The organism is Kitasatospora sp. NBC_00374 (assembly GCF_041434935.1).
Lineage (GTDB): Bacteria > Actinomycetota > Actinomycetes > Streptomycetales > Streptomycetaceae > Kitasatospora.
On record NZ_CP107964.1, the window covers coordinates 6,067,084 to 6,088,911 of the forward strand.

General features: G+C 70.5%; 14 protein-coding genes and 3 rRNA genes. 14 read left to right on the forward strand and 3 right to left on the reverse strand.

From position 1 onward, the window contains the following. Nucleotides 1-373: 373 nt before the first annotated feature. The 4 genes from OG871_RS27105 to OG871_RS27120 all read left to right on the forward strand — a co-directional run bounded on the left by OG871_RS27105 (nucleotide 374) and on the right by OG871_RS27120 (nucleotide 8,155). Nucleotides 374-1,897, forward strand: a 16S ribosomal RNA gene (locus OG871_RS27105). 283 nt (nucleotides 1,898-2,180) lie between these two features. Next, nucleotides 2,181-5,302 (forward strand): 23S ribosomal RNA (locus OG871_RS27110). An 87-nt stretch (nucleotides 5,303-5,389) separates the two neighbouring features. Beyond that, a 5S ribosomal RNA gene (gene rrf, locus OG871_RS27115) occupies nucleotides 5,390-5,506 on the forward strand. Together the 16S, 23S and 5S rRNA genes form the textbook arrangement of a ribosomal RNA operon. Nucleotides 5,507-7,309: 1,803 nt before the next feature. Continuing rightward, a complete protein-coding gene (locus OG871_RS27120) occupies nucleotides 7,310-8,155 on the forward strand; it encodes a hypothetical protein (protein ID WP_371503439.1) in 846 nt (281 codons plus the stop codon). A 60-nt stretch (nucleotides 8,156-8,215) separates the two neighbouring features. Here the strand turns inward: OG871_RS27120 and OG871_RS27125 are convergent, their stop codons facing one another. Beyond that, complete coding sequence (locus OG871_RS27125) at nucleotides 8,216-9,589, reverse strand: DUF1015 family protein (protein ID WP_371500147.1); 1,374 nt, start codon at nucleotides 9,587-9,589, stop codon at nucleotides 8,216-8,218. A gap of 96 nt (nucleotides 9,590-9,685) precedes the next feature. On the opposite strand from OG871_RS27125, the gene OG871_RS27130 reads away from it, so the two are divergent. The 3 genes from OG871_RS27130 (at nucleotide 9,686) to OG871_RS27140 (ending at nucleotide 12,875) form a co-directional block, all read left to right on the forward strand. Further along, nucleotides 9,686-10,189 carry a tetratricopeptide repeat protein gene (locus OG871_RS27130; RefSeq protein WP_371500149.1) on the forward strand — a complete coding sequence of 168 codons (504 nt, stop codon included), beginning with the start codon at nucleotides 9,686-9,688 and terminating at the stop codon, nucleotides 10,187-10,189. Between the two features lie 73 nt (nucleotides 10,190-10,262). Continuing rightward, nucleotides 10,263-11,306, forward strand: coding sequence for an HAD-IIA family hydrolase (locus tag OG871_RS27135; protein WP_371500150.1), 1,044 nt, complete (start codon nucleotides 10,263-10,265; stop codon nucleotides 11,304-11,306). Between the two features lie 78 nt (nucleotides 11,307-11,384). Beyond that, nucleotides 11,385-12,875, forward strand: coding sequence for a VWA domain-containing protein (locus OG871_RS27140; RefSeq protein WP_371500152.1), 1,491 nt, complete (start codon nucleotides 11,385-11,387; stop codon nucleotides 12,873-12,875). Nucleotides 12,876-12,901: 26 nt separating this feature from the next. Here the strand turns inward: OG871_RS27140 and OG871_RS27145 are convergent, their stop codons facing one another. Continuing rightward, nucleotides 12,902-13,249, reverse strand: a complete 348-nt coding sequence (locus tag OG871_RS27145) for a sterol-binding protein (RefSeq protein WP_371500154.1) — start codon at nucleotides 13,247-13,249, stop codon at nucleotides 12,902-12,904. A gap of 198 nt (nucleotides 13,250-13,447) precedes the next feature. On the opposite strand from OG871_RS27145, the gene OG871_RS27150 reads away from it, so the two are divergent. From OG871_RS27150 to OG871_RS27165, 4 genes are all read left to right on the forward strand, one after another. After that, on the forward strand, nucleotides 13,448-14,311 hold the full coding sequence (locus OG871_RS27150) for a hypothetical protein (RefSeq protein WP_371500155.1): 864 nt from the start codon (nucleotides 13,448-13,450) through the stop codon (nucleotides 14,309-14,311). Then, entirely contained in the window at nucleotides 14,304-14,486 is a 183-nt protein-coding gene (locus OG871_RS27155) for a hypothetical protein (RefSeq protein ID WP_371500157.1), read from the forward strand. The genes OG871_RS27150 and OG871_RS27155 overlap by 8 nt, the downstream gene beginning before the upstream one ends. A gap of 53 nt (nucleotides 14,487-14,539) precedes the next feature. Then, nucleotides 14,540-15,346: a TlyA family RNA methyltransferase gene (locus tag OG871_RS27160; protein ID WP_371503440.1), complete on the forward strand. Its 807-nt coding sequence runs from the start codon at nucleotides 14,540-14,542 to the stop codon at nucleotides 15,344-15,346. A 93-nt stretch (nucleotides 15,347-15,439) separates the two neighbouring features. Beyond that, complete coding sequence (locus OG871_RS27165) at nucleotides 15,440-16,342, forward strand: NAD kinase (protein ID WP_371500159.1); 903 nt, start codon at nucleotides 15,440-15,442, stop codon at nucleotides 16,340-16,342. A gap of 29 nt (nucleotides 16,343-16,371) precedes the next feature. Here the strand turns inward: OG871_RS27165 and OG871_RS27170 are convergent, their stop codons facing one another. Further along, nucleotides 16,372-17,874 carry a PLP-dependent aminotransferase family protein gene (locus OG871_RS27170; protein ID WP_371500161.1) on the reverse strand — a complete coding sequence of 501 codons (1,503 nt, stop codon included), beginning with the start codon at nucleotides 17,872-17,874 and terminating at the stop codon, nucleotides 16,372-16,374. A 98-nt stretch (nucleotides 17,875-17,972) separates the two neighbouring features. Between OG871_RS27170 and OG871_RS27175 the strand changes: the two genes are divergently transcribed. From OG871_RS27175 to OG871_RS27185, 3 genes are all read left to right on the forward strand, one after another. Further along, entirely contained in the window at nucleotides 17,973-18,626 is a 654-nt protein-coding gene (locus OG871_RS27175; protein WP_371500163.1) for a YitT family protein, read from the forward strand. Between the two features lie 75 nt (nucleotides 18,627-18,701). After that, the gene (recN, locus tag OG871_RS27180; protein ID WP_371503441.1) at nucleotides 18,702-20,435 is read left to right on the forward strand and encodes a DNA repair protein RecN; all 1,734 of its coding nucleotides are present in this window, start codon (nucleotides 18,702-18,704) and stop codon (nucleotides 20,433-20,435) included. 229 nt (nucleotides 20,436-20,664) lie between these two features. After that, nucleotides 20,665-21,828, forward strand: a complete 1,164-nt coding sequence (locus OG871_RS27185; RefSeq protein ID WP_371500165.1) for a glycosyltransferase family 4 protein — start codon at nucleotides 20,665-20,667, stop codon at nucleotides 21,826-21,828.

Consider the following 21,828-nt stretch of genomic DNA (forward strand, 5'->3'; position numbering starts at 1 on the left):
TTCGATTCCGATCGAGACGGAAAAGCGGACCGAATTACTCTGCTAGAGTTCGGAGCGCCGAAAGGCAAAAGCTAATCGGATGAATGAAGCCCCGGAAAATGGAGCGGAAAACATCTGGTAAGCTGGGAAACACGAACGAAGCGCCCGGAGGGCCCGCTGGAAGGCGGTCCGAAGGAAGTGTCCGTTCCTTGAGAACTCAACAGCGTGCCAAAAGTCAACGCCAGATATGTTGACATCCCCGGCCGGTCCTTTCGGATCGGTTGGAGATTCCTTTAGTAACAAAACACTAGCGAGGACGCAGTGCGCGGGGCCGCCCTATTCCGGTGGTTGCCGTGCCGCTCAACGCGAGTGGTTACCGGATGACCGGTAGACATTCACGGAGAGTTTGATCCTGGCTCAGGACGAACGCTGGCGGCGTGCTTAACACATGCAAGTCGAACGGTGAAGCCCTTCGGGGTGGATCAGTGGCGAACGGGTGAGTAACACGTGGGAAATCTGCCCTGCACTCTGGGACAAGCCTTGGAAACGAGGTCTAATACCGGATATGACCTGTCCTCGCATGGGGGTGGGTGTAAAGCTCCGGCGGTGCAGGATGATCCCGCGGCCTATCAGCTTGTTGGTGGGGTAATGGCCTACCAAGGCGACGACGGGTAGCCGGCCTGAGAGGGCGACCGGCCACACTGGGACTGAGACACGGCCCAGACTCCTACGGGAGGCAGCAGTGGGGAATATTGCACAATGGGCGAAAGCCTGATGCAGCGACGCCGCGTGAGGGATGACGGCCTTCGGGTTGTAAACCTCTTTCAGCAGGGAAGAAGCGCAAGTGACGGTACCTGCAGAAGAAGCACCGGCTAACTACGTGCCAGCAGCCGCGGTAATACGTAGGGTGCGAGCGTTGTCCGGAATTATTGGGCGTAAAGAGCTCGTAGGCGGCCTGTCGCGTCGGATGTGAAAGCCCGGGGCTTAACCCCGGGTCTGCATTCGATACGGGCAGGCTAGAGTGTGGTAGGGGAGATCGGAATTCCTGGTGTAGCGGTGAAATGCGCAGATATCAGGAGGAACACCGGTGGCGAAGGCGGATCTCTGGGCCATTACTGACGCTGAGGAGCGAAAGCGTGGGGAGCGAACAGGATTAGATACCCTGGTAGTCCACGCCGTAAACGTTGGGAACTAGGTATTGGCGACATTCCACGTCGTCGGTGCCGCAGCTAACGCATTAAGTTCCCCGCCTGGGGAGTACGGCCGCAAGGCTAAAACTCAAAGGAATTGACGGGGGCCCGCACAAGCAGCGGAGCATGTGGCTTAATTCGACGCAACGCGAAGAACCTTACCAAGGCTTGACATATACCGGAAAGCTGCAGAGATGTAGCCCCCCTTGTGGTCGGTATACAGGTGGTGCATGGTTGTCGTCAGCTCGTGTCGTGAGATGTTGGGTTAAGTCCCGCAACGAGCGCAACCCTTGTTCTGTGTTGCCAGCATGCCTTTCGGGGTGATGGGGACTCACAGGAGACTGCCGGGGTCAACTCGGAGGAAGGTGGGGACGACGTCAAATCATCATGCCCCTTATGTCTTGGGCTGCACACGTGCTACAATGGTCGGTACAAAGGGCTGCGATGCCGCGAGGCGGAGCGAATCCCAAAAAGCCGGCCTCAGTTCGGATTGGGGTCTGCAACTCGACCCCATGAAGTTGGAGTTGCTAGTAATCGCAGATCAGCATGCTGCGGTGAATACGTTCCCGGGCCTTGTACACACCGCCCGTCACGTCACGAAAGTCGGTAACACCCGAAGCCGGTGGCCTAACCCGTAAGGGGAGGAGCCGTCGAAGGTGGGACCAGCGATTGGGACGAAGTCGTAACAAGGTAGCCGTACCGGAAGGTGCGGCTGGATCACCTCCTTTCTAAGGAGCACATAGCAGCTTCGGACGAATGTTCCGGAGTGCTCGCTCATGGGTGGAACGTTGACTATTCGGCACACGGGGTCCAAGGGCTTCACGAGTACTGCTTCGGCGTGGAAAGTGTTTCTGAGGGTCTGGTGTGTCGGGCACGTTGTTGGGTCCTGAGGGAACGGCCGGTTGGTCGTTGCTTCAGTGAGCCGGTCCTACTTGATGTCCGCCTGTTGGTGGGTTGATGGTGGGTGTCTGGTCGTTGTTTGAGAACTGCACAGTGGACGCGAGCATCTGTGGCCAAGTTTTTAAGGGCGCACGGTGGATGCCTTGGCACTAGGAACCGATGAAGGACGTGGGAGGCCACGATAGTCCCCGGGGAGCCGTCAACCAGGCTTTGATCCGGGGGTTTCCGAATGGGGAAACCCGGCAGTCGTCATGGGCTGTCACCCATACCTGAACACATAGGGTATGTGGAGGGAACGCGGGGAAGTGAAACATCTCAGTACCCGCAGGAAGAGAAAACAACCGTGATTCCGGGAGTAGTGGCGAGCGAAACCGGATGAGGCTAAACCGGAGTGGTGTGAGACCCGGCAGGGGTTGCCACTTCGGGGTCGTGGGAAAGTTCTTCAGTCGTCTGCCGGCGGCTGGGTGAGTCAGAAACCGTATGGGTAGTCGAAGGACATGCGAAAGGTCCGGCGTAGAGGGTAAGACCCCCGTAGACGAAACTTGTACGGCTCACTTGAGCTTCTCCCAAGTAGCACGGAGCCCGAGAAATTCCGTGTGAATCTGGCGGGACCACCCGCTAAGCCTAAATATTCCCTAGTGACCGATAGCGGATAGTACCGTGAGGGAATGGTGAAAAGTACCGCGGGAGCGGAGTGAAATAGTACCTGAAACCGTGTGCCTACAAGCCGTGGGAGCGTCGGATGTGCAGCTTGCTGTGTGTCTCGTGACTGCGTGCCTTTTGAAGAATGAGCCTGCGAGTTTGCGGTGTGTAGCGAGGTTAACCCGTGTGGGGTAGCCGTAGCGAAAGCGAGTCCGAATAGGGCGGTTGAGTTGCATGCCCAAGACCCGAAGCGGAGTGATCTAGCCATGGGCAGGTTGAAGCGCGGGTAAGACCGTGTGGAGGACCGAACCCACCAGGGTTGAAAACCTGGGGGATGACCTGTGGTTAGGGGTGAAAGGCCAATCAAACTCCGTGATAGCTGGTTCTCCCCGAAATGCATTTAGGTGCAGCGTCGTGTGTTTCTTGCCGGAGGTAGAGCACTGGATAGGCGATGGGCCTCACCGGGTTACTGACCTTAGCCAAACTCCGAATGCCGGTAAGTGAGAGCACGGCAGTGAGACTGTGGGGGATAAGCTCCATGGTCGAGAGGGAAACAGCCCAGAACACCGACTAAGGTCCCTAAGCGTGTGCTAAGTGGGAAAGGATGTGGAGTCGCAGAGACAACCAGGAGGTTGGCTTAGAAGCAGCCACCCTTGAAAGAGTGCGTAATAGCTCACTGGTCAAGTGATTCCGCGCCGACAATGTAGCGGGGCTCAAGTACACCACCGAAGTCGTGTCATTCACATATATAGGCCCAACGGCTGTGTGGATGGGTAGGGGAGCGTCGTGTGCCGGGTGAAGCAGCGGAGGAATCCAGTTGTGGACGGTACACGAGTGAGAATGCAGGCATGAGTAGCGATACAAGAGTGAGAAACTCTTGCGCCGATTGACCAAGGGTTCCTGGGTCAAGCTGATCTGCCCAGGGTAAGTCGGGACCTAAGGCGAGGCCGACAGGCGTAGTCGATGGACAACGGGTTGATATTCCCGTACCCGCTTTGAAGCGCCAACGTCGAACCTCTTGATGCTAAGCCCGTGAAGCCGGCCCGGAGTCTTCGGACAAAGGGACGTGGTGGAGCCGGTGACCCAACAGGGTAGTAGGTGAGCGATGGGGTGACGCAGGAAGGTAGTCCAGCCCGGGCGGTGGTTGTCCCGGGGTAAGGGTGTAGGCCGAGTGATAGGCAAATCCGTCACTCATTGAGGCTGAGACCTGATGCCGAGCCGATTGTGGTGAAGTGGATGATCCTATGCTGTCGAGAAAAGCCTCTAGCGAGTTTCATGGCGGCCCGTACCCCAAACCGACTCAGGTGGTCAGGTAGAGAATACCGAGGCGTTCGGGTGAACTATGGTTAAGGAACTCGGCAAAATGCCCCCGTAACTTCGGGAGAAGGGGGCCATTCCTGGTGACGAGTCTTGCACTCCGAGCTGGGGGTGGCCGCAGAGACCAGCGAGAAGCGACTGTTTACTAAAAACACAGGTCCGTGCGAAGCCGTAAGGCGATGTATACGGACTGACGCCTGCCCGGTGCTGGAACGTTAAGGGGACCGGTTAGTCACATTTCGGTGTGGCGAAGCTGAGAACTTAAGCGCCAGTAAACGGCGGTGGTAACTATAACCATCCTAAGGTAGCGAAATTCCTTGTCGGGTAAGTTCCGACCTGCACGAATGGCGTAACGACTTCTCGACTGTCTCAACCATAGGCCCGGTGAAATTGCATTACGAGTAAAGATGCTCGTTTCGCGCAGCAGGACGGAAAGACCCCGGGACCTTTACTATAGCTTGATATTGGTGTTCGGTTCGGCTTGTGTAGGATAGGTGGGAGACTTTGAAACCCAAACGCCAGTTTGGGTGGAGTCGTCGTTGAAATACCACTCTGGTCGTGCTGGATGTCTAACCTGGGTCCGTGATCCGGATCAGGGACAGTGTCTGGTGGGTAGTTTAACTGGGGCGGTTGCCTCCTAAAGAGTAACGGAGGCGCCCAAAGGTTCCCTCAGCCTGGTTGGCAATCAGGTGTTGAGTGTAAGTGCACAAGGGAGCTTGACTGTGAGACTGACGGGTCGAGCAGGGACGAAAGTCGGGACTAGTGATCCGGCGGTGGCTTGTGGAAGCGCCGTCGCTCAACGGATAAAAGGTACCCCGGGGATAACAGGCTGATCTTCCCCAAGAGTCCATATCGACGGGATGGTTTGGCACCTCGATGTCGGCTCGTCGCATCCTGGGGCTGGAGTAGGTCCCAAGGGTTGGGCTGTTCGCCCATTAAAGCGGTACGCGAGCTGGGTTTAGAACGTCGTGAGACAGTTCGGTCCCTATCCGCTGTGCGCGTAGGAGTGTTGAGAAGGGCTGTCCCTAGTACGAGAGGACCGGGACGGACGAACCTCTGGTGTGCCAGTTGTCCTGCCAAGGGCATGGCTGGTTGGCTACGTTCGGGAGGGATAACCGCTGAAAGCATCTAAGCGGGAAGCCTGCTTCGAGATGAGCACTCCCACCTCCTTGAGAGGGTAAGGCTCCCAGTAGACGACTGGGTTGATAGGCCGGATATGGAAGCCCTGTGAGGGGTGGAGTTGACCGGTACTAATAGGCCGAGGGCTTGTCCTCAGTTGCTCGCGTCCACTGTGTTGTTCTGAAACAACGACCCCACACCGTTTGGTCACGGGTGTGGTGCGGTTGACAGTTTCATAGTGTTTCGGTGGTCATAGCGTGAGGGAAACGCCCGGTTACATTCCGAACCCGGAAGCTAAGCCTCAAAGCGCCGATGGTACTGCAGGGGGGACCCTGTGGGAGAGTAGGACGCCGCCGAACAATTATTCAAAGGCCGTGGCCCCAGCGAATCGCTGGGGCCACGGCCTTTTTTCTTTGACAGGTTGTGAAGTACGCCGGACAGAACCGGGGTCGGCCCGCACGCGGGCCCGGACCGGATGCCGGACAATAGAGGTGGTGTGCGGCCAGGGGGCCGGCACCAGGATGCGATGACGCTGGTGCCCGGAACGGCAGCGGCGCCAGAGGTCGAAGCAGCAGACAGGAGTCACCAGGATGTCGAACCCGCCCCAGGACCGTCCCGAGCGCCGATCGGACGAGGGCCGCGGTTACGAGCCCCGTTCGGGCGGCGGATCGTCCTACGACCGCGGCCCGCGTAGGGATGACCGTGGCGCGGGCGGCAACCGTCGCGACGACCGTCCGCGTCGGGATGACCGGCCGTCGTACGGTGACCGGCCGTCGGGTGGTGGCTACCGCGGTGGTGGCGACCGTCCGTCCGGTGGTGGCTACCAGGGTGGTGGCGACCGTGGCGGACGCCCGTCCTACGGTGACCGTGACCGTGGCAGCCGTCCCTCCTACGGGGACCGTCCGTCGGGCGGTGGCGGCTACAACCGTGACGACCGTCCGCGTCGCGACGACCGGCCGTCGTACGGTGACCGGCCGTCGGGTGGTGGCTACCGCGGCGGTGGCGGCGACCGTCCGTCCGGCGGTGGCTACCGCGGTGGCGGCGACCGCCCGTCCTACGGGGACCGGCCGCGTCGTGACGACCGTCCGTCCGGTGGTGGCGGTTTCAACCGCGACGACCGTCCGCGTGGCGAGTTCCGTCGTGACGACCGCCCGTCGGGTGGTGGCGGTTTCAACCGTGACGACCGTCCGCGTCGGGATGACCGGCCGTCGTACGGTGACCGTGACCGTGGCAGCCGTCCCTCCTACGGCGACCGTCCGTCCGGTGGCAGCCGTCCCTCCTACGGCGACCGTCCGTCCGGTGGCGACCGTCCGTCCGGCGGTGGCTACCGCGGTGGCGGCGACCGCCCGTCCTACGGGGACCGGCCGCGTCGTGACGACCGCCCGTCCGGTGGTGGCGGTTTCAACCGCGACGACCGTCCGCGCCGCGACGACCGTCCCTCCTACGGTGACCGTGACCGTGGCAGCCGTCCCTCCTACGGCGACCGTCCGTCCGGTGGCGACCGTCCGTCCGGCGGTGGCTACCGCGGTGGCGGCGACCGCCCGTCCTACGGGGACCGGCCGCGTCGTGACGACCGCCCGTCCGGTGGTGGCGGTTTCAACCGCGACGACCGTCCGCGTGGCGAGTTCCGTCGTGACGACCGCCCGTCGGGTGGTGGCTTCAACCGCGACGACCGTCCGCGTCGGGATGACCGGCCGTCGTACGGTGACCGTGACCGTGGCAGCCGTCCCTCCTACGGCGACCGTCCGTCCGGCGGTGGCTACCGCGGTGGCGGCGACCGTCCGTCCTACGGGGACCGGCCGCGTCGTGACGACCGTCCGTCCTCCAGTGGTGGCGGCGGTGGCTACCGTGGCGCCGGCGACCGCCCGTCGTACGGGGACCGGCCGCGCCGTGACGACCGTCCGTCCTCCGGCGGTGGCGGCGGTGGCTACCGTGGCGCCGGCGACCGCCCGTCCTACGGGGACCGCCCGCGCCGTGACGACCGGGGTGGCCGGCCGTCGTACGGCGACCGGGACCGCGGTGGCGACCGTGGCGGCCGCTTCGAGGGGCGTCGGGACGACCGTCGGGACGGCGGCGGCTACGAGGAGCGCCGGGGCAACTACGAGCCGGTCAAGCGGCTGCCGATCCCGGAGGACGTCACCGGCTTCGAGATCGACGCCGACGTGCGCCAGGACCTGAAGAGCCTGCCGAAGACCCTCGCGGACGATGTCGCCCGCAACCTGGTGATGGTCGCGCGCCTGCTCGACACCGAGCCGGAGGAGGCCTACAACTACTCGCGGGTCGCTCTGCGGCTGGCGTCGCGGGTCGCGTCGGTCCGTGAGGCGGCCGGTTTCGCCTCGTACATGACGCAGCGGTACGCCGAGGCCCTGACCGAGTTCCGTGCCGCGCGCCGGATGACCGGTCGGGCGGACCTGTGGCCGGTGATGGCGGACTGCGAGCGTGGTCTCGGCCGCCCGGAACGGGCGCTGGCGATGGCGGGCGAGCCCGAGGTGAAGCAGCTGGACAAGGCCGGTCAGGTCGAGATGCGCCTGGTGGCGGCGGGTGCCCGCAGCGACCTGGAGCAGTTCGACGCGGCCGTCGTGACGCTGCAGAGCCCCGAGCTGGCCTCCAACACCCTGCAGCCGTGGACCGCCCGGCTGCGGTACGCCTACGCCGAGGCGCTGATCGCGGCCGGCCGTGCCGACGAGGGCCGTGACTGGTTCGCCAAGGCCGCCGAGGCGGACACCGACGGTGTCACCAACGCGTCCGAGCGGCTCGCGGAGATCGACGGCCTGGAGTTCGTCGACACCCTCGACCCGGAGCTGGCCGACGAGGAGCAGGGCGGCGAGCCGGCGGAGCAGCCGCGGGCGAAGGCGATCGCTCCGGACGAGGTCGGTGACGACCGCGTGATCTACGAGAGCGACGAGGACGTCGAGGAGTACTACGACGAGGACGACCTCGAGATCGACGAGGACGAGGACGACGACCGGGCCCGCCCCGCGCGCGCCGAGGACGACGACCGCCGCTAGGAACAGCAGCACGGCAGCCGAGGGCCCCACCGCACACCGCGGTGGGGCCCTCGGCGTTTCTCAGCCCAGTTCCAGGCTCCGCAGCACCAGGCCGGTGGCCGGCTTGGGGCCGAAGGAGGTCGACTTCCGCGGCATGGTGACGCCCTGCTCGGCGAGTCGGCGCACCACGCGTTCGGCCACCGGGTGGAGCAGGACGGCGGTGCCGCCGGAGCGGGCGGCCTCGCGCTCGGCTCCCTCCGCGGAGTGCAGGTAGCCGATGTCGTCGGGGCCGTCGGGGATCTGCCAGGTGTGGTCCAGCAGGGTGGCGTGCAGCACGGTGGCGTCCAGGTGGCGCCACTCCTCAGGGCGGTCGGTGCGGACGGTGGAGGCCAGCAGCGCCTCGTCCGGGTCACCGGCCAGCCAGAAGGTGCCGTTGCCGCCGGTCAGCAGGAAGGCGTTGCCGCCGTGCCGCTTGGCCTCGGAGAGGGCCTCCAGAGCGGTGTCCAGCGGGCCGGGCACCTCCTTGAGCTGCCAGTGCTTGGCGAGCGCGGCGAGTGCCTCGGACACCGGCAGGCGGTACAGCACCCGGTGGATGGCCCGGACCTGCAGGGGGTAGCGGGCGGTGTCGACCAGCAGGACGAGGCCGCGGTCCCAGGGGCTGCGGGGCAGGTGGCGGTGCTCGCGCTGGAGGCGCAGGTACATCTCCCACCGGTGGTGGCCGTCCGCGATCAGGGCCCGGCAGGTGCTCAGGTCGCGGGTGACGGCGGCCAGGTCGGTCGGGGAGGTGACGGCCCACAGGCGGTGGTCGGTGCCGTCCGAGGTGGTGGTGGACAGCAGGGGCTCGCCCTGGACGGCCCGTTCGACGACCTCGGCGGCGCCGCCGTTGCCGCGGTAGGTGAGCAGGAGCGGTTCGAGGTTGGCCTTGGTGGTGCGCATCAGGCCGACCCGGTCGGCGACCGGCCGGGGCATCACGTCCTCGTGGGGGAGGACCACGCCGGCCTCGCGGCCGCTCACGGCGAGGGCGCCGATCAGCCCGCGCTGCAGGACACCGCCGCCGGGGGCTCCCGGTTCGTGGGTGCGCTGCTCGTAGACGTACAGGGCGGGGAACGGGTCCGCGGCGAGGATGCCCTCGCGCTGCCACTGGGCGAGCAGCCGGGCGGCGTGCCGGTAGCGGGTGTCGCGGTCCGGCCGGTCGCCGCTGTCCTCGGGTTCCGGCCTGGGGAGGATCAGCCGGACGATGTTGTGGGGGTCGCCGGTCTCCAGGTCGAGCCGTCGGTTGGGGTCGACGACGTCGTACGGCGGCGAGGTGACCGCGGCTAGCGTGCCCACCCGGTCGGGGACGTAGCGCAGACCGCGGAAGGGGGACAGGGAGAGGCCTGCGGTGGCGACGTGCCCGGGGTCCCCGGGGCCGCCGGACGCAGGGTCGGCGCCGCTTTCGGCACTGGGTGCACTCATTGTGGGCATGTTAGTCGGGGTATGGGTGTTGAGTGATCAAAAGTGCTCGGTGCCGCTCTGCCGGATCGAGCCGGAGCTCCGGGAACGAGGTACGGCATGAGTGGTGGGCAGGAGCGGCCGACCGGCGGGGACGCCGACGGACAGGTGGACGTGCCGGCCCCCGGTGAGCCCGGCGGCGACGTGTACGACTGGTTCCGGCGGGGCGTGCGGCTGCTGGAGGAGCGGCACCCGGCGGCGGCCGTCCAGCTGCTGGCGCGGGCCGCGCAGAGCGAGCCGCAGTCGCTGAGCATCCGCGAGGCGCTGGCCCGGGCGCAGTTCGACGCGGGCTCCTACCGGGCGGCGCTGGAGAACTTCCGGACGGTGGCGCTGGCCGATCCGTCCGACGACTACGCTCAGTTCGGCTGGGGCGTCGCCGCGGCCCGGCTGGGCGACTTCGAGGGCTCGGTCGAGCACCTGGCACTGGCCGTCGCGATGCGGCCGGAGAACGCGCACTACCGCTCGGCGCTCCGGCAGTCCCGGGCGACGCTGGCGGCCAGGGCGGGGGCCTACGGGCCGCTGCAGCCGGGCGCACCCGGGTATCTGGCGCCGCCGGAGGGCTAGCGGCGGCGGACGGTGCGGCCGGGAGCCCGGCCGCACCGGGCAGGTGACATGGACGGACACAGGGAGAGCACGCATGACCAGCACGGCAGTCGGCCCCGCACGGACCGCACCGGGTGGCAGTGACCGCGCGTTGACCGGGGCGTACGACGTCGCGCTGCTCGATCTGGACGGTGTGGTCTACGCGGGCCCGCACGCCATCGAGCACGCGGTGGACTCGCTGGCGGCCGCGCGGAAGGCCGGGATGCGGCTCGCCTACGTGACCAACAACGCGTCCCGGCCGCCGAGGGTGGTGGCGGAGCACCTGACCGAGCTGGGTGCGCCGGCCGAGGCCTCCGACGTGATCAACTCGGCGCAGGCCGCCGCCCGGCTGATCGCCGGAAAGGTGCCGGCCGGCGCGAAGGTGCTGGTGGTGGGCGGTGCCGGGCTGGTCGAGGCGCTGGCCGAGCACGGGCTGGTCGCGGTCCGTTCGCTGGACGACGAGCCGCTCGCGGTCGTCCAGGGCTACGACCCGTCGGTGGGGTGGCAGCAGCTGGCCGAGGCCTCGTACGCGGTGGCGCAGGGCCTGCCCTGGGTGGCCTCCAACACCGACCTGACGGTGCCGACCGCGCGCGGCATCGCGCCCGGCAACGGCACGCTGGTCGCGGCCGTCCGCGCCGCGACCGGGGTGGAGCCGGAGGTCGCGGGCAAGCCGCTGCCGCCGATGCACCGGGAGACCGTACTGCGGACCGGCGCGAAGCGGCCGCTGGTGGTCGGCGACCGCCTGGACACCGACATCGAGGGCGCCTACAACGGCGAGGTGGACAGCCTGCTGGTCTTCACCGGGGTCACCACCCCGGCGCAGCTGCTGGCCGCCGAGCCCAGGTACCGGCCCACCTACCTGGCCGCCGACCTGCGTGGCCTGCTCGTCGAGCACCCGGCGGTGTCGGCCGGGGACGACGGTGCCCACACCTGCGGGGGCTGGACGGCCCGGGCGGCGGACGGCGTGCTGGAACTCTCCGGCGAGGGCGCGGACCGCTACGACGGTCTGCGCGCGCTGTGCGGTGCGGCCTGGACGGCGCTGGACCGCGACGGTGCGCCCGCGGACGGCCGCAAGGCCCTCGCCGAGCTGGGCTTCTGAGCCGGGGTCGCCTCCGCACCGCCGTTGACGGCCGATCACGCGTTCTGCCAGGTTGGGTCGGACCAACGAGGGGGAGCCATGTCGCGCACCGTACTGACCAAGGGTTCGAACGCCCCGCTGACCGGAACGACGGTCACCGTGACCGTCAGTGCGACCGGCGTCCCGGTGGACGTCTCGGCGCTGCTGGTGACCGGCACCGGGAAGGTCCGGGACGACCGTGACCTGGTGTTCTTCAACAACCCGGCCCGGGACGGTGTCCGCGTCGCCGGGCCGGTGGTCACGGTGGAGCCCGGCTCGGTGCCGGCCGGCGTCGAGTCGGTGGTCGTGGTGGCGAGCGTGGACGTGGACCGTCCCGGGGTGGTGTTCGACGCCGCCGGGACGCCGCGCGCGGTGGTGACGTGCGGCGGCGCCGAGCTGGAGTTCTCCCCGCCGGCGCTGACCGGCGGCGAGACCATCGTGGTGCTGGTCGAGCTGTACCGACGTGGGGCCGAGTGGAAGGTCCGGGCGGTCGGGCAGGGCTACGCGGGCGGACTGGCCGCGCTGGCCACCGACTTCGGGGTGGACGTCGGGGAGCCCGCGCCCGCACCGCAGCCCGCAGCACCGGTCGCGCCGCCCGTGGCCGCGCCGCCCGCCCAGCCCGCCCAGCCCGCCCCGCCCGCGTACGGGCAGAGTTTCGCGGCGCCACCCGCGTACGGGCAGCATCAGCCCGGGTACCCGCCGCCCGCCGCGCCGTACGGGCAGCAGCCACCGGTGTACCCGCCTCCGCCGGCCGTGCCCCAGCCCGGGTACCCGGTGCAGCCCGGGTACGCCGCACCGCCCGCACCCGGGTACGGCCAGGCGCCGGGCTACCCGCCGCCGGCCGGCCCCGCGCCGGCGATCAGCCTGGAGAAGGTCCGCTCGACCGCGCCCGCCCTGCTGCAGAAGTACGAGTCGGCCGGGGTGTCGCTGGCGAAGCGCGGCCTGACCGGCCAGCGGGTCGCGGTGTACCTGGTGCTCGACTACTCGATGAGCATGAAGGGCTACTACAACGACGGCAGCGTGCAGCACCTGGCCGAGCAGGTGCTGAGCCTGGCGGCCCATCTGGACGACGACGGCAGCGTGCCGCTGGTGCTGTTCTCCAACAAGGTCGAGCTGGTCACCGACATCGACCTGGCCGGTCACCACGGCCGGATCGACGAGGCCCGCCGCTCGGTGCGGATGGGCGGGACCAGCTACGCGCCCGCGATGCAGGCCGTCATCGACCTCCACCAGCGCCGCGGGGGCGGGGTGCCGGCCCTGGTGATCTTCCAGACGGACGGCGACCCGTACGACCGCCGGCCCACCCAGAAGCTGCTGAAGTCGGCCTCCACGCTGCCGCTGTTCTGGCAGTTCGTCGGGTTCGGCGAGCGCGAGGACCTGACCTTCCTGGCGGGCCTGGACGACCTGAAGGACCGGGCGATCGACAACGCGGACTTCGTGGCGGTCGGCCCGCAGCCCCGGGCCTGGCACGACGAGGCGCTCTACGACGCCCTGATGGCGGAGTTCCCGCGCTGGTCGGCGGAGGCCAGGGCCCGCGGCATCCTGCGCTGAACCGGCGGGCCGCGGCGCCGGCCCGCCTACAGCAGCGAGCGCAGCCGGAGCAGGTCGCGGAAGCCGGCTTCGAGCTTGACCCGGCCGGAGGCCCAGGCGGACGCGAAGTTGAGCCGGCCGCCGACCATGGCGACCAGGTCGTCGCCGGCCATCGCGAGCCGGATCTCGGCCCTGGCGGCCGGGGCGCCGGGGGCGCTGATGATGTCGTGGATCCGGCCGTCCCGCAGCCGGCCCGAGAAGGTCAGGTCGAGGTCGGTGATCCAGCAGCTCAGCGAGCGGTCCAGGGCGGCGGCCTTGCGGACGCCGCCCTCGGAGCGGGACATGTTCCGGCTGAGCTGCTCCAGGGCCTCGCGGCACTCCTCGATGCTGGCCATGGTCTGGGCGGCTCCCGTCGGATGGTGGTCGGCGTTCCACGCTATCGCAGCGGCCGGTCGGCCGATCGGACGGCAGAGGGGCTCCGGAAGGTGCAGCGGGCCGGGGGTGCCAGGAGGTAGCGTCGGGGGACAGGTGGTGGGCACTGGGCCGGGCCGCCGCGGAGCTGGGCGCCGGTGGGCGCCGAAGGAGGCGGGCGGATGCTGCGGGACGCGGTGCGGGGCGTGGTGGCGGTCGCCACGACGATCGCCGAGGAGACCGGGAAGCGGGTGCTGACCACGGCGACCGGTCTGCTGGAGCGCGGCGGGGTCGACGTGGCGGCGGTGGAGCGGCGGTTCGCCGAGCAGTTCCCGCCGTCCGGGCGGTCCCTGCAGAGTCTCGCCGAGGAGGCCGTGACGGTCGGCCGGGCAGGCGTGGACATGGCCGTCGGTGTCGCCCGGGCCGAGGCCGAGAAGGTCTTCGAGCGGGTCGGCGACCAGGTCGTCAAGATCGGCGTGGTGCTCAGCTTCCTGGAGAGCCAGCTGCGGAACACCGAGGAGGAGCCCGCCGCGGCCGCCGGGGCCGACCAGCCGCCGGCCCGGCCCGCGGCGCGCGCCGAGGCGCTGTTCGAGGCCGGCTGGGACGACGAGGAGTGGGGCAGCCGGGCCGAGACCGACGCCGAGACGGTACCGGCGGACGCCTGGGCCGTACCGGAGGAGGAACCGGAACCGGACGAGAAGCCGGCGGAGCCGGTGACCGGGCCCGCCGCCCGCTCCACCGGACCGGGAAAGGCCCCCGCGAAGAAGGCCCCGGCGAAGAAGGCCCCGGCGGCGAAGCGTACGGCGAAGGCTCCCACGCCCAGGGAGGCCATGCCGAAGGAGGCGCCGGCCCACCCGGTGGAGAAGCCCGCGGCGAAGAAGGCCACCGGGAAGAAGACCGTGGCCAAGAAGACCGTCGCCCGCAAGACCGTGGCAGGCGGGGCGGAGCCGACGAAGCCGGCCGGCCGCAAGACCGCCGCCCGCAAGACCGTGGTGCGCAAGACCTCGGCCGCCAAGCCGGAGCCGGAACAGGGCACCGATGGCTGAGCCCGTCGCGTTCGTACCGGCCCTCGACCCGACCGGTCACCCGGCCGTGGACGAGGCACTCGGCCGGCTGGAGGCGCTGGACGGGGTGGAGACCGAGGCACACGCCGCGGTGTACGAAGATGTTCACCAGCGGCTGTCGGACACCCTGACAGCGCTCGACCGCGAACAGCGATGAGCAGCGGCGGCGGGCAGCAGTGACGAGCAGTGGGAGCTGAACTACCAGTGGCAGTGGCACGACGCCGACTCGACGCGGAGCTGGTCCGCCGCAACCTGGCCCGTTCGCGGGAGCACGCGAGCGAGCTGATCGCGGCCGGCCGGGTGACGGTCGGCGGCACCACCGCGACCAAGCCGGCCACCCAGGTCGAGACCGCGGCCGCGGTCGTGGTGGCGAAGGACGACAGCGACCCCGACTACGTCTCGCGCGGCGGCCACAAGCTGGCCGGCGCGTTCGCCGCCTTCGTCCCGCAGGGGCTGGTCGTCGAGGGACGCCGGGCGCTGGACGCGGGTGCCTCCACCGGCGGTTTCACCGACGTGCTGCTGCGCACGGGCGCCGCGCACGTGCTGGCGGTGGACGTCGGCTACGGACAGCTCGCCTGGTCGCTGCAGAGCGACGAGCGGGTCACCGTGATGGACCGCACCAACGTCCGCGAGCTGAACCTGGAGCAGATCGGCGGCGAGCCGGTCGACCTGGTGGTGGGCGACCTGTCGTTCATCTCCCTGGGCCTGGTGCTGCCGGCGCTGGCCGGCTGCTGCGCCGAGGACGCCGACCTGGTGCTGATGGTCAAGCCGCAGTTCGAGATCGGCAAGGACCGGCTCGGCAGCGGCGGCGTGGTGCGCAGCCCGGAGCTGCGGGCCGAGACGATCCGTCAGGTCGCGGGGCAGGCGCGGGAGTGCGGGCTCGGGGTGCGGGCCGTGACGGCCAGTCCGCTGCCCGGGCCGTCCGGCAACGTGGAGTACTTCCTGTGGCTGCGCCGTGACGCGCCGCCGCTGGATCCGGCCGAGGCGGACCGGGCCGTCGCGGAGGGGCCCCGATAGGGTGCTTGGCAGACGTCCGAACGCCGCGCGCACGGCCGCGGCCGGGACCGGCTCAAGGGCGAGCCGGCAGACGTGAGGGAGAGGGCAGCGGGCATGAGTGGCGGACGTACGGTCTTTCTGATCGCGCACACCGGGCGGGAGGCTGCCCTGCGCAGCGTCGAGGGCCTGGTGCACGGCCTGCTGAAGGCCGGGATCAGAATCCGGCTGCTCGCCTCGGAGGCGGTCGACCTCGACCTGCCCGAGGGCGTCGAGCGGGTGACCGCGGGTCCGGAGGCGGCGGCCGGCTGCGAGCTGATCCTGGTCGCCGGCGGTGACGGCACGCTGTTGCGCGGGGCCGAGCTGGCCCGCGAGTCGGGGCTGCCGATGCTGGGCATCAACCTCGGCCGGGTGGGGTTCCTCGCGGAGGCCGAGCGGGACGACCTGGCGGTGGTGGTCGAGCGGGTGGTCGACGCCGACTACGAGGTCGAGGAGCGGATGACCATCGACGTCCTGGTGCGGACCAACGGCGATGTGGTGCACGAGGACTGGGCGCTGAACGAGGCCTCGATCGAGAAGGCGGCCCGGGAGCGGATGCTGGAGGTGGTCACCGAGGTGGACGGCCGTCCGGTGTCCAACTTCGGCTGTGACGGGGTGGTGTGCGCGACACCGACCGGTTCGACCGCGTACGCGTTCTCCGGTGGCGGCCCGGTGGTGTGGCCGGAGGTGGAGGCGCTGCTGATGGTGCCGATCAGCGCCCACGCGCTGTTCGCGCGGCCGCTGGTGACCTCGCCGGCCTCGGTGCTGGCCGTGGAGGTGCAGCCGAAGACCCCGCACGGGGTGCTGTGGTGCGACGGCCGCCGCTCGGTGGAGCTGCCGGCCGGGGCGCGGGTGGAGGTCCGCCGGGGCCGGATCCCGGTCCGGCTGGCGCGGCTGCACCGGGCGCCTTTCACGGACCGGCTGGTGGCCAAGTTCGCGCTGCCGGTGACCGGTTGGCGGGGGCGCGCGCAGACGCCCTGACGGTGGGGCGGCCGCGACGGGCCTGAGCTTCAGGCCGCCGACGGGGTGCTCTCGGCGGTGCCGCCGTAGCCGCCCCGGGCGGCCCTGACCGCTGCCTCGGCGAGCCGGGCGACGGCCTCGGGGGCGGCCGCGGGCGGGACGGTCAGCGGGATCCGCAGATAGTTCTCGAAGGCGCCGTCCACGCCGAACCGGGCCCCGGCGGCGAGCCGTACGCCGGTCTGTTCGCCGGCCCGGGCGAGGGCGCCGCCGGAGACTCCGTCGGTGGCCAGCCAGAGCGCGAGGCCGCCCGTGGGCATCGCGAACCGCCAGGTGGGCAGCCGCCGTCGGAGCTCGTCGGCGAGCGCGTGGGCGCTGGCGCGCAGCCGCTCGTGCTGGTGCGCACGGACCTCGGCGAGGGGTTCGCCGAGCAGTTCGGCGGCGATCAGCTGGTCCAGCACCGGGGTGCCGATGTCGCTGAACGCCCGCTCGGAGGCCAACTGCCGTACCAGCGTGGGGGTGGCGCGCAGCCAGCCGATCCGCAGCCCGCCCCAGATCACCTTGCCGGCCGACCCGACGGTGACCACCTGGGCCGAGCGGTCGAGCGCGGCGAGCGGCCGGGGGAGCGCGGACTCCGGTGTGCCCCAGCCGAGTTCGGCGGGGGTCTCGTCGACCAGCAGGACCGTGCCGGCGGCCCGGGCGTGGCCGAGCAGCGCGCGGCGCTGCTCCTCGTCGACCAGCGCGCCGGTCGGGTTGTGGAAGTCGGGGATGACGTAGGCGATCCGGGGTGCGGCGCCGCGCAGGACGCGCTGCCACTCGGTGAGGTCCCAGCGGGCCGGGCCCTCCGGACCCTCGGGGCGGGCGAGGGCGACCGGTACCAGACGGGCTCCGTTGCGGCGCAGCGACTGCAGGCTGTGCGCGTAGCTGGGCGCCTCGACGGCGACCCGGTCGCCGCGTCCGAGCAGCGCCCGCTGCGCCAGGTGCAGGGCGCCCATCGCGCCGGTGGTGATCAGGATCTGGTCCGGCACGGTCGGCAGGCCGCGCTCGGTGTACCGGCGCGCGACGGCCTCGCGCAGGACGGGTACGCCGGTGGGGTAGTGGCCGTGGCCGGCGGCGTAGGCGGGCAACTGGTCGAGGGCGCGGGCGGCGGCCTCGCCGAGGAACGGCTGCGGTGCGGGCAGGGCGGCGACGCCCAGGTCGACCACGTCGCCGCGCTGGTCCGGCTGGACGGGGTGCAGGGCGTCGCCGGGTGGCCGGGCGCCTTCGGGCAGCGCGGTCCAGCTGCCCGCGCCGCGGCGGCTGCGCAGGTAGCCCTCGGTGCGCAGGGCCTCGTAGGCGGTGGCCACGGTGGTGCGGCTGAGGGAGAGTTCGGCGGCCAGCTCGCGCTCGGCGGGCAGCCGGGCGCCGACCGGCAGCCGTCCCTCGGCGACGAGGGCGCGGACCTGGCCGGCCAGGGTCCGGTACGCGGGACGGCGGCCGGGCACCTCGGGCAGCTCGGCCGTGCGCAGCAGCCGCGCCAGGGCGGGGGGAGTGACCGTGCTGTGCCACTGAGTCATGGGAGCCACCAGTCCACTCGCTTCGAATTGGACCTGTTGCCGGCCCGATTGGACTTCCATCATGAGTCCAGTCCGAGTATCGCAGCAAGGGAGACCCGATGGCCGTCACCTACACCCCAGCCCGGTTCGCCGACGCGCTCGCTCGGCGCCTCGGCCAGCTGCTGGCCGGCCTGGTGCTCTACGGGTCGAGCATGGCCCTGATGCTGCGCGCCTCGCTCGGCGCCAACCCGTGGGACGTGCTGCACCAGGGCCTGACGCGCCACCTCGGCCTGAGCGTCGGCGCCTGGGTGACCATCATGGGCGCCTTCGTCCTGCTGCTCTGGATCCCGCTGCGCCAGCGCCCGGGGGTGGGCACGATCGGCAACGTCCTGGTGCTCGGGGCGGCGATGGACCTCACCCTTGGCGTGGTCGAGGCCCCGACCGGCTGGCCGGCCCGGATCCTGCTGCTGGCCGGCGGCATCGTGCTGAACGGACTGGCCACCGGTCTCTACATCGGTGCCCGGCTCGGCCCCGGCCCGCGCGACGGCCTGATGACCGGCCTGCACCGCCGCACCGGCCGTTCGCTGCGACTGATCCGTACCGGAATCGAACTGGTGGTCCTGTTGGTCGGCATCCTGCTCGGCGGCACCTTCGGCATCGGCACGGTGGCATACGCGCTGGCCATAGGCCCACTGGCGCAGTTCTTCCTGCGCTGGTGCACGGTGCCGACCGTCGGGGCGACGGGAGTGCGCGAAGCCGCCCGGAAGGGATGAACTTGGGCATCCGGGGCCGCCGCTCGTCGCGCGGTGTGGGCAGAACCTCGTAAGGTCGTCTCCGTGTTGGACGAGATGCGGATACGGGATCTTGGTGTCATCGATGACGCCGTGGTCGAACTGGCGCCGGGCTTCACCGCGGTGACGGGTGAGACCGGAGCGGGCAAGACCATGGTGGTCACCAGCCTCGGCCTGCTGCTCGGCGGCCGGGCCGACCCGGCGCTGGTACGGCGCGGCGCCGAGCGGGCCGTGGTCGAGGGCAGGATGACCCTGCCCGCCGACTCCTCGGTACTGGCCCGCGCCCTGGAGGCCGGCGCCGAGCTGGACGACGGTGAGCTGCTGCTCAGCCGTACGGTGTCCGCGGAGGGACGCTCCCGGGCGCACGTCGGCGGGCGGTCCGTCCCGGTCGGCCTGCTCGCCGAGCTCGGCGAGGACCTGGTCGCCGTCCACGGGCAGACCGACCAGCAGCGGCTGCTGCGCCCCTCCCGGCAGCGCGGCGCCCTGGACCGGTACGCGGGCGAGCACGTCGCCGAGCCGCTGGCCCGCTACCGCGAGACCTACCGCCGGCTGCGCGAGGTCTCCGCGACTCTGGAGGAGCTGACCACCAGGGCCCGCGAGCGCGCCCAGGAAGCCGACCTGCTCCGCTTCGGCCTGGACGAGATCGCCGCCGCCGAACCCGTCGCCGGCGAGGACGCCGAGCTGTCCGCCGAGGCCGAACGGCTCGGCCACGCCGACTCGCTCTCCTCGGCCGCGACCCTCGCGCACGCCGCCCTGGCCGGAGACCCCTCCGACCCGGAGGGCGTCGACGCCGGCACCCTCGTCGCCCAGGCCCGCCGCGCCGTGGAGGCCGTCCGCCAGCACGACGAGCGGCTGGCCGCCCTCGCCGACCGCCTGAACGAGGTCGGCTACCTGCTCTCCGACGTGGCCGGCGACCTCGCCGGCTACGCCGACGACCTGGACGCCGACCCGGTCCGGCTGGCCGCCGTCGAGGACCGCCGTGCGGTCCTCGCCCAGCTGCTGCGCAAGTACGCCGGCCCCGAGGGCAGCCTCGCCGAGGTCCTGGCGTGGGCCGAGGCCGGCGCCGTCCGGCTGCTGGAACTCGACGGCGACGACGAGCGGATCGACGAGCTCGGAGCCCAGGAGACCGCACTGCGCGCCGAGTTGGCCGAGCTCGCCGCCGAGGTGTCGGCCGCCCGGTACGCCGCCGCCGACAAGTTCGCCGCCGCGGTCTCCGCCGAACTCGCCGAACTCGCCATGCCGCACGCCCGGGTGACCTTCGCGATCAGCCAGGTCGACGACCTGTCCGGGATCGAGGTCGGCGGGCGCACCGTCGCCTACGGCTCGCACGGCGTGGACGAGGTCGAGGTGCTGCTCGCCCCGCACCCCGGGGCCCAGCCCCGGCCGATCGCCAAGGGCGCCTCCGGCGGCGAGCTCTCCCGGGTGATGCTCGCCGTCGAGGTGGTCTTCGCCGGCGCGGACCCGGTGCCCACCTACCTCTTCGACGAGGTCGACGCCGGCGTCGGCGGCAAGGCCGCGGTCGAGATCGGCCGCCGCCTGGCCAAACTCGCCCGCAGCGCCCAGGTCGTGGTGGTCACCCACCTCCCGCAGGTCGCCGCCTTCGCCGACCGCCACCTGGTGGTCGAGAAGACCAACGACGGCACCGTCACCCGCAGCGGCGTCAAGCTGCTCACCGACGAGGAACGGGTCCGCGAGCTGTCCCGGATGCTGGCCGGCCTGGAGGACTCCGAACTCGGCCGTGCCCACGCCGAGGAACTGCTCGCCGCCGCCCGCGCCCCCCGCACCGGCTGACCCGCCGACCGAACCCCGGCCCGGTCACCACCCCCGACCAGGGCCGGGGACGTCACCACACCTCGGGCGCAGCACATCCGCGACGCGCCCGCAGGCCCGCCCGACTGTCCAAGAACCCGCCCGACCTGGCATGGTGGCGGCTGGACATTGGCTTTCCAGTCCCGAGCGCCGAGCCGAAGGCAACCCCTGCGGCAGCGCGAGTCGAGAGATCGAGCCGGAGCGAAACGACGTGGACCATTCCGCCACCCGGGGCACCGCCGCCGCCCACGAGTCGGGGCAGCTGCATGTGGTGCTCGTCCTGTCAGCCAGCACGGGCGGCATTGGAGCGCACGTCCGCTCCCTCGCCCAGGGCCTGGTCGCGCACGGCGTCGGCGTGACGGTCTGCGCACCCGCCGGCACCGACGACCTCTTCGGCTTCTCCCAGGCCGGCGCCCGCTACCACCAGGTCGAGATCACCCCGACGTCCGGCGCCCGCAGCGACGCCGCCGCGATCGGTGAACTGCGCCGCGCCTTCACCGGCGCCGACGTCGTGCACGCCCACGGGATGCGGGCCGGACTGCTCGCCGACCTCGCGCTGCGCACCGCCGGCCGGTTCCCCGGGCTGCGCCCGCAGACCCCGCTGGTGGTCACCTCGCACCACGCGATGCTCGCCACCGGCATGGAGCGCCGGCTCCAGCGGCTGATGGAACGCCGGGTGGTGCGGGCCGCCGACCTGGTCCTGGGTGCCTCCTCCGACCTCGTCGCCCGGGCCCGCGAACTCGGCGCCACCGACGCCCGGCTCGGGCCGATCGCCGCGCCGCCGATCCCGCCCGGCAGCCTGGACCGCGACGAGGCCCGCGCCGCCCTGCTCGGCGACCGCCCGGACCGCCCGGTGGTGCTCGCGGTCGGCCGCCTGGTACCGCAGAAGTCCTTCGGTCTGCTGCTGGACGCGGCCCGCCGGCTCACCGACCCCCGACCCCTGGTCGTGATCGCGGGCGACGGCCCGGAGGCCCAGCCGCTGCGGGACCGGATCGCCGCCGAACGGCTGCCGGCCGAACTGCTCGGCTACCGCACCGACGTGCCCGACCTGCTCGCCGGCGCCGACGTGGTGGCGGTCAGCAGCCGCTGGGAAGCCCGCTCGCTGGTCGTCCAGGAGGCGATGCGGGCCGGCGTACCGGTGGTCTCCACCGCGGTCGGCGGCATCCCCGAACTGGTCGGCGACGCCGCACTGCTGGTCCCCTACGGCGACCCGCAGGCCCTCGCCGGTGCCCTGCGCGAGCTGCTCGCCGAGCCCAAGCGCCGGGCCGAGCTGGCCGAGGCCGGCCGCCAGCAGGCCGCCACCTGGCCGGACGAGGCGGCCACCGTCGCCCAGGTGCTCTCCACCTACGACGAACTGGTGCAGCGGGCCGGCTAG

What these genes read in the sequence shown, in the direction of transcription:
- OG871_RS27125 (WP_371500147.1), bottom strand. Translation starts at nt 9,589, where the DNA reads ATGAGTGCACCCAGTGCCGAAAGCGGCGCCGACCCTGCGTCCGGCGGC.
- OG871_RS27130 (WP_371500149.1), top strand. Translation starts at nt 9,686, where the DNA reads ATGAGTGGTGGGCAGGAGCGGCCGACCGGCGGGGACGCCGACGGACAG.
- OG871_RS27135 (WP_371500150.1), top strand. Translation starts at nt 10,263, where the DNA reads ATGACCAGCACGGCAGTCGGCCCCGCACGGACCGCACCGGGTGGCAGT.
- OG871_RS27140 (WP_371500152.1), top strand. Translation starts at nt 11,385, where the DNA reads ATGTCGCGCACCGTACTGACCAAGGGTTCGAACGCCCCGCTGACCGGA.
- OG871_RS27145 (WP_371500154.1), bottom strand. Translation starts at nt 13,249, where the DNA reads ATGGCCAGCATCGAGGAGTGCCGCGAGGCCCTGGAGCAGCTCAGCCGG.
- OG871_RS27150 (WP_371500155.1), top strand. Translation starts at nt 13,448, where the DNA reads ATGCTGCGGGACGCGGTGCGGGGCGTGGTGGCGGTCGCCACGACGATC.
- OG871_RS27155 (WP_371500157.1), top strand. Translation starts at nt 14,304, where the DNA reads ATGGCTGAGCCCGTCGCGTTCGTACCGGCCCTCGACCCGACCGGTCAC.
- OG871_RS27165 (WP_371500159.1), top strand. Translation starts at nt 15,440, where the DNA reads ATGAGTGGCGGACGTACGGTCTTTCTGATCGCGCACACCGGGCGGGAG.
- OG871_RS27170 (WP_371500161.1), bottom strand. Translation starts at nt 17,874, where the DNA reads ATGACTCAGTGGCACAGCACGGTCACTCCCCCCGCCCTGGCGCGGCTG.
- OG871_RS27175 (WP_371500163.1), top strand. Translation starts at nt 17,973, where the DNA reads ATGGCCGTCACCTACACCCCAGCCCGGTTCGCCGACGCGCTCGCTCGG.
- recN (WP_371503441.1), top strand. Translation starts at nt 18,702, where the DNA reads ATGCGGATACGGGATCTTGGTGTCATCGATGACGCCGTGGTCGAACTG.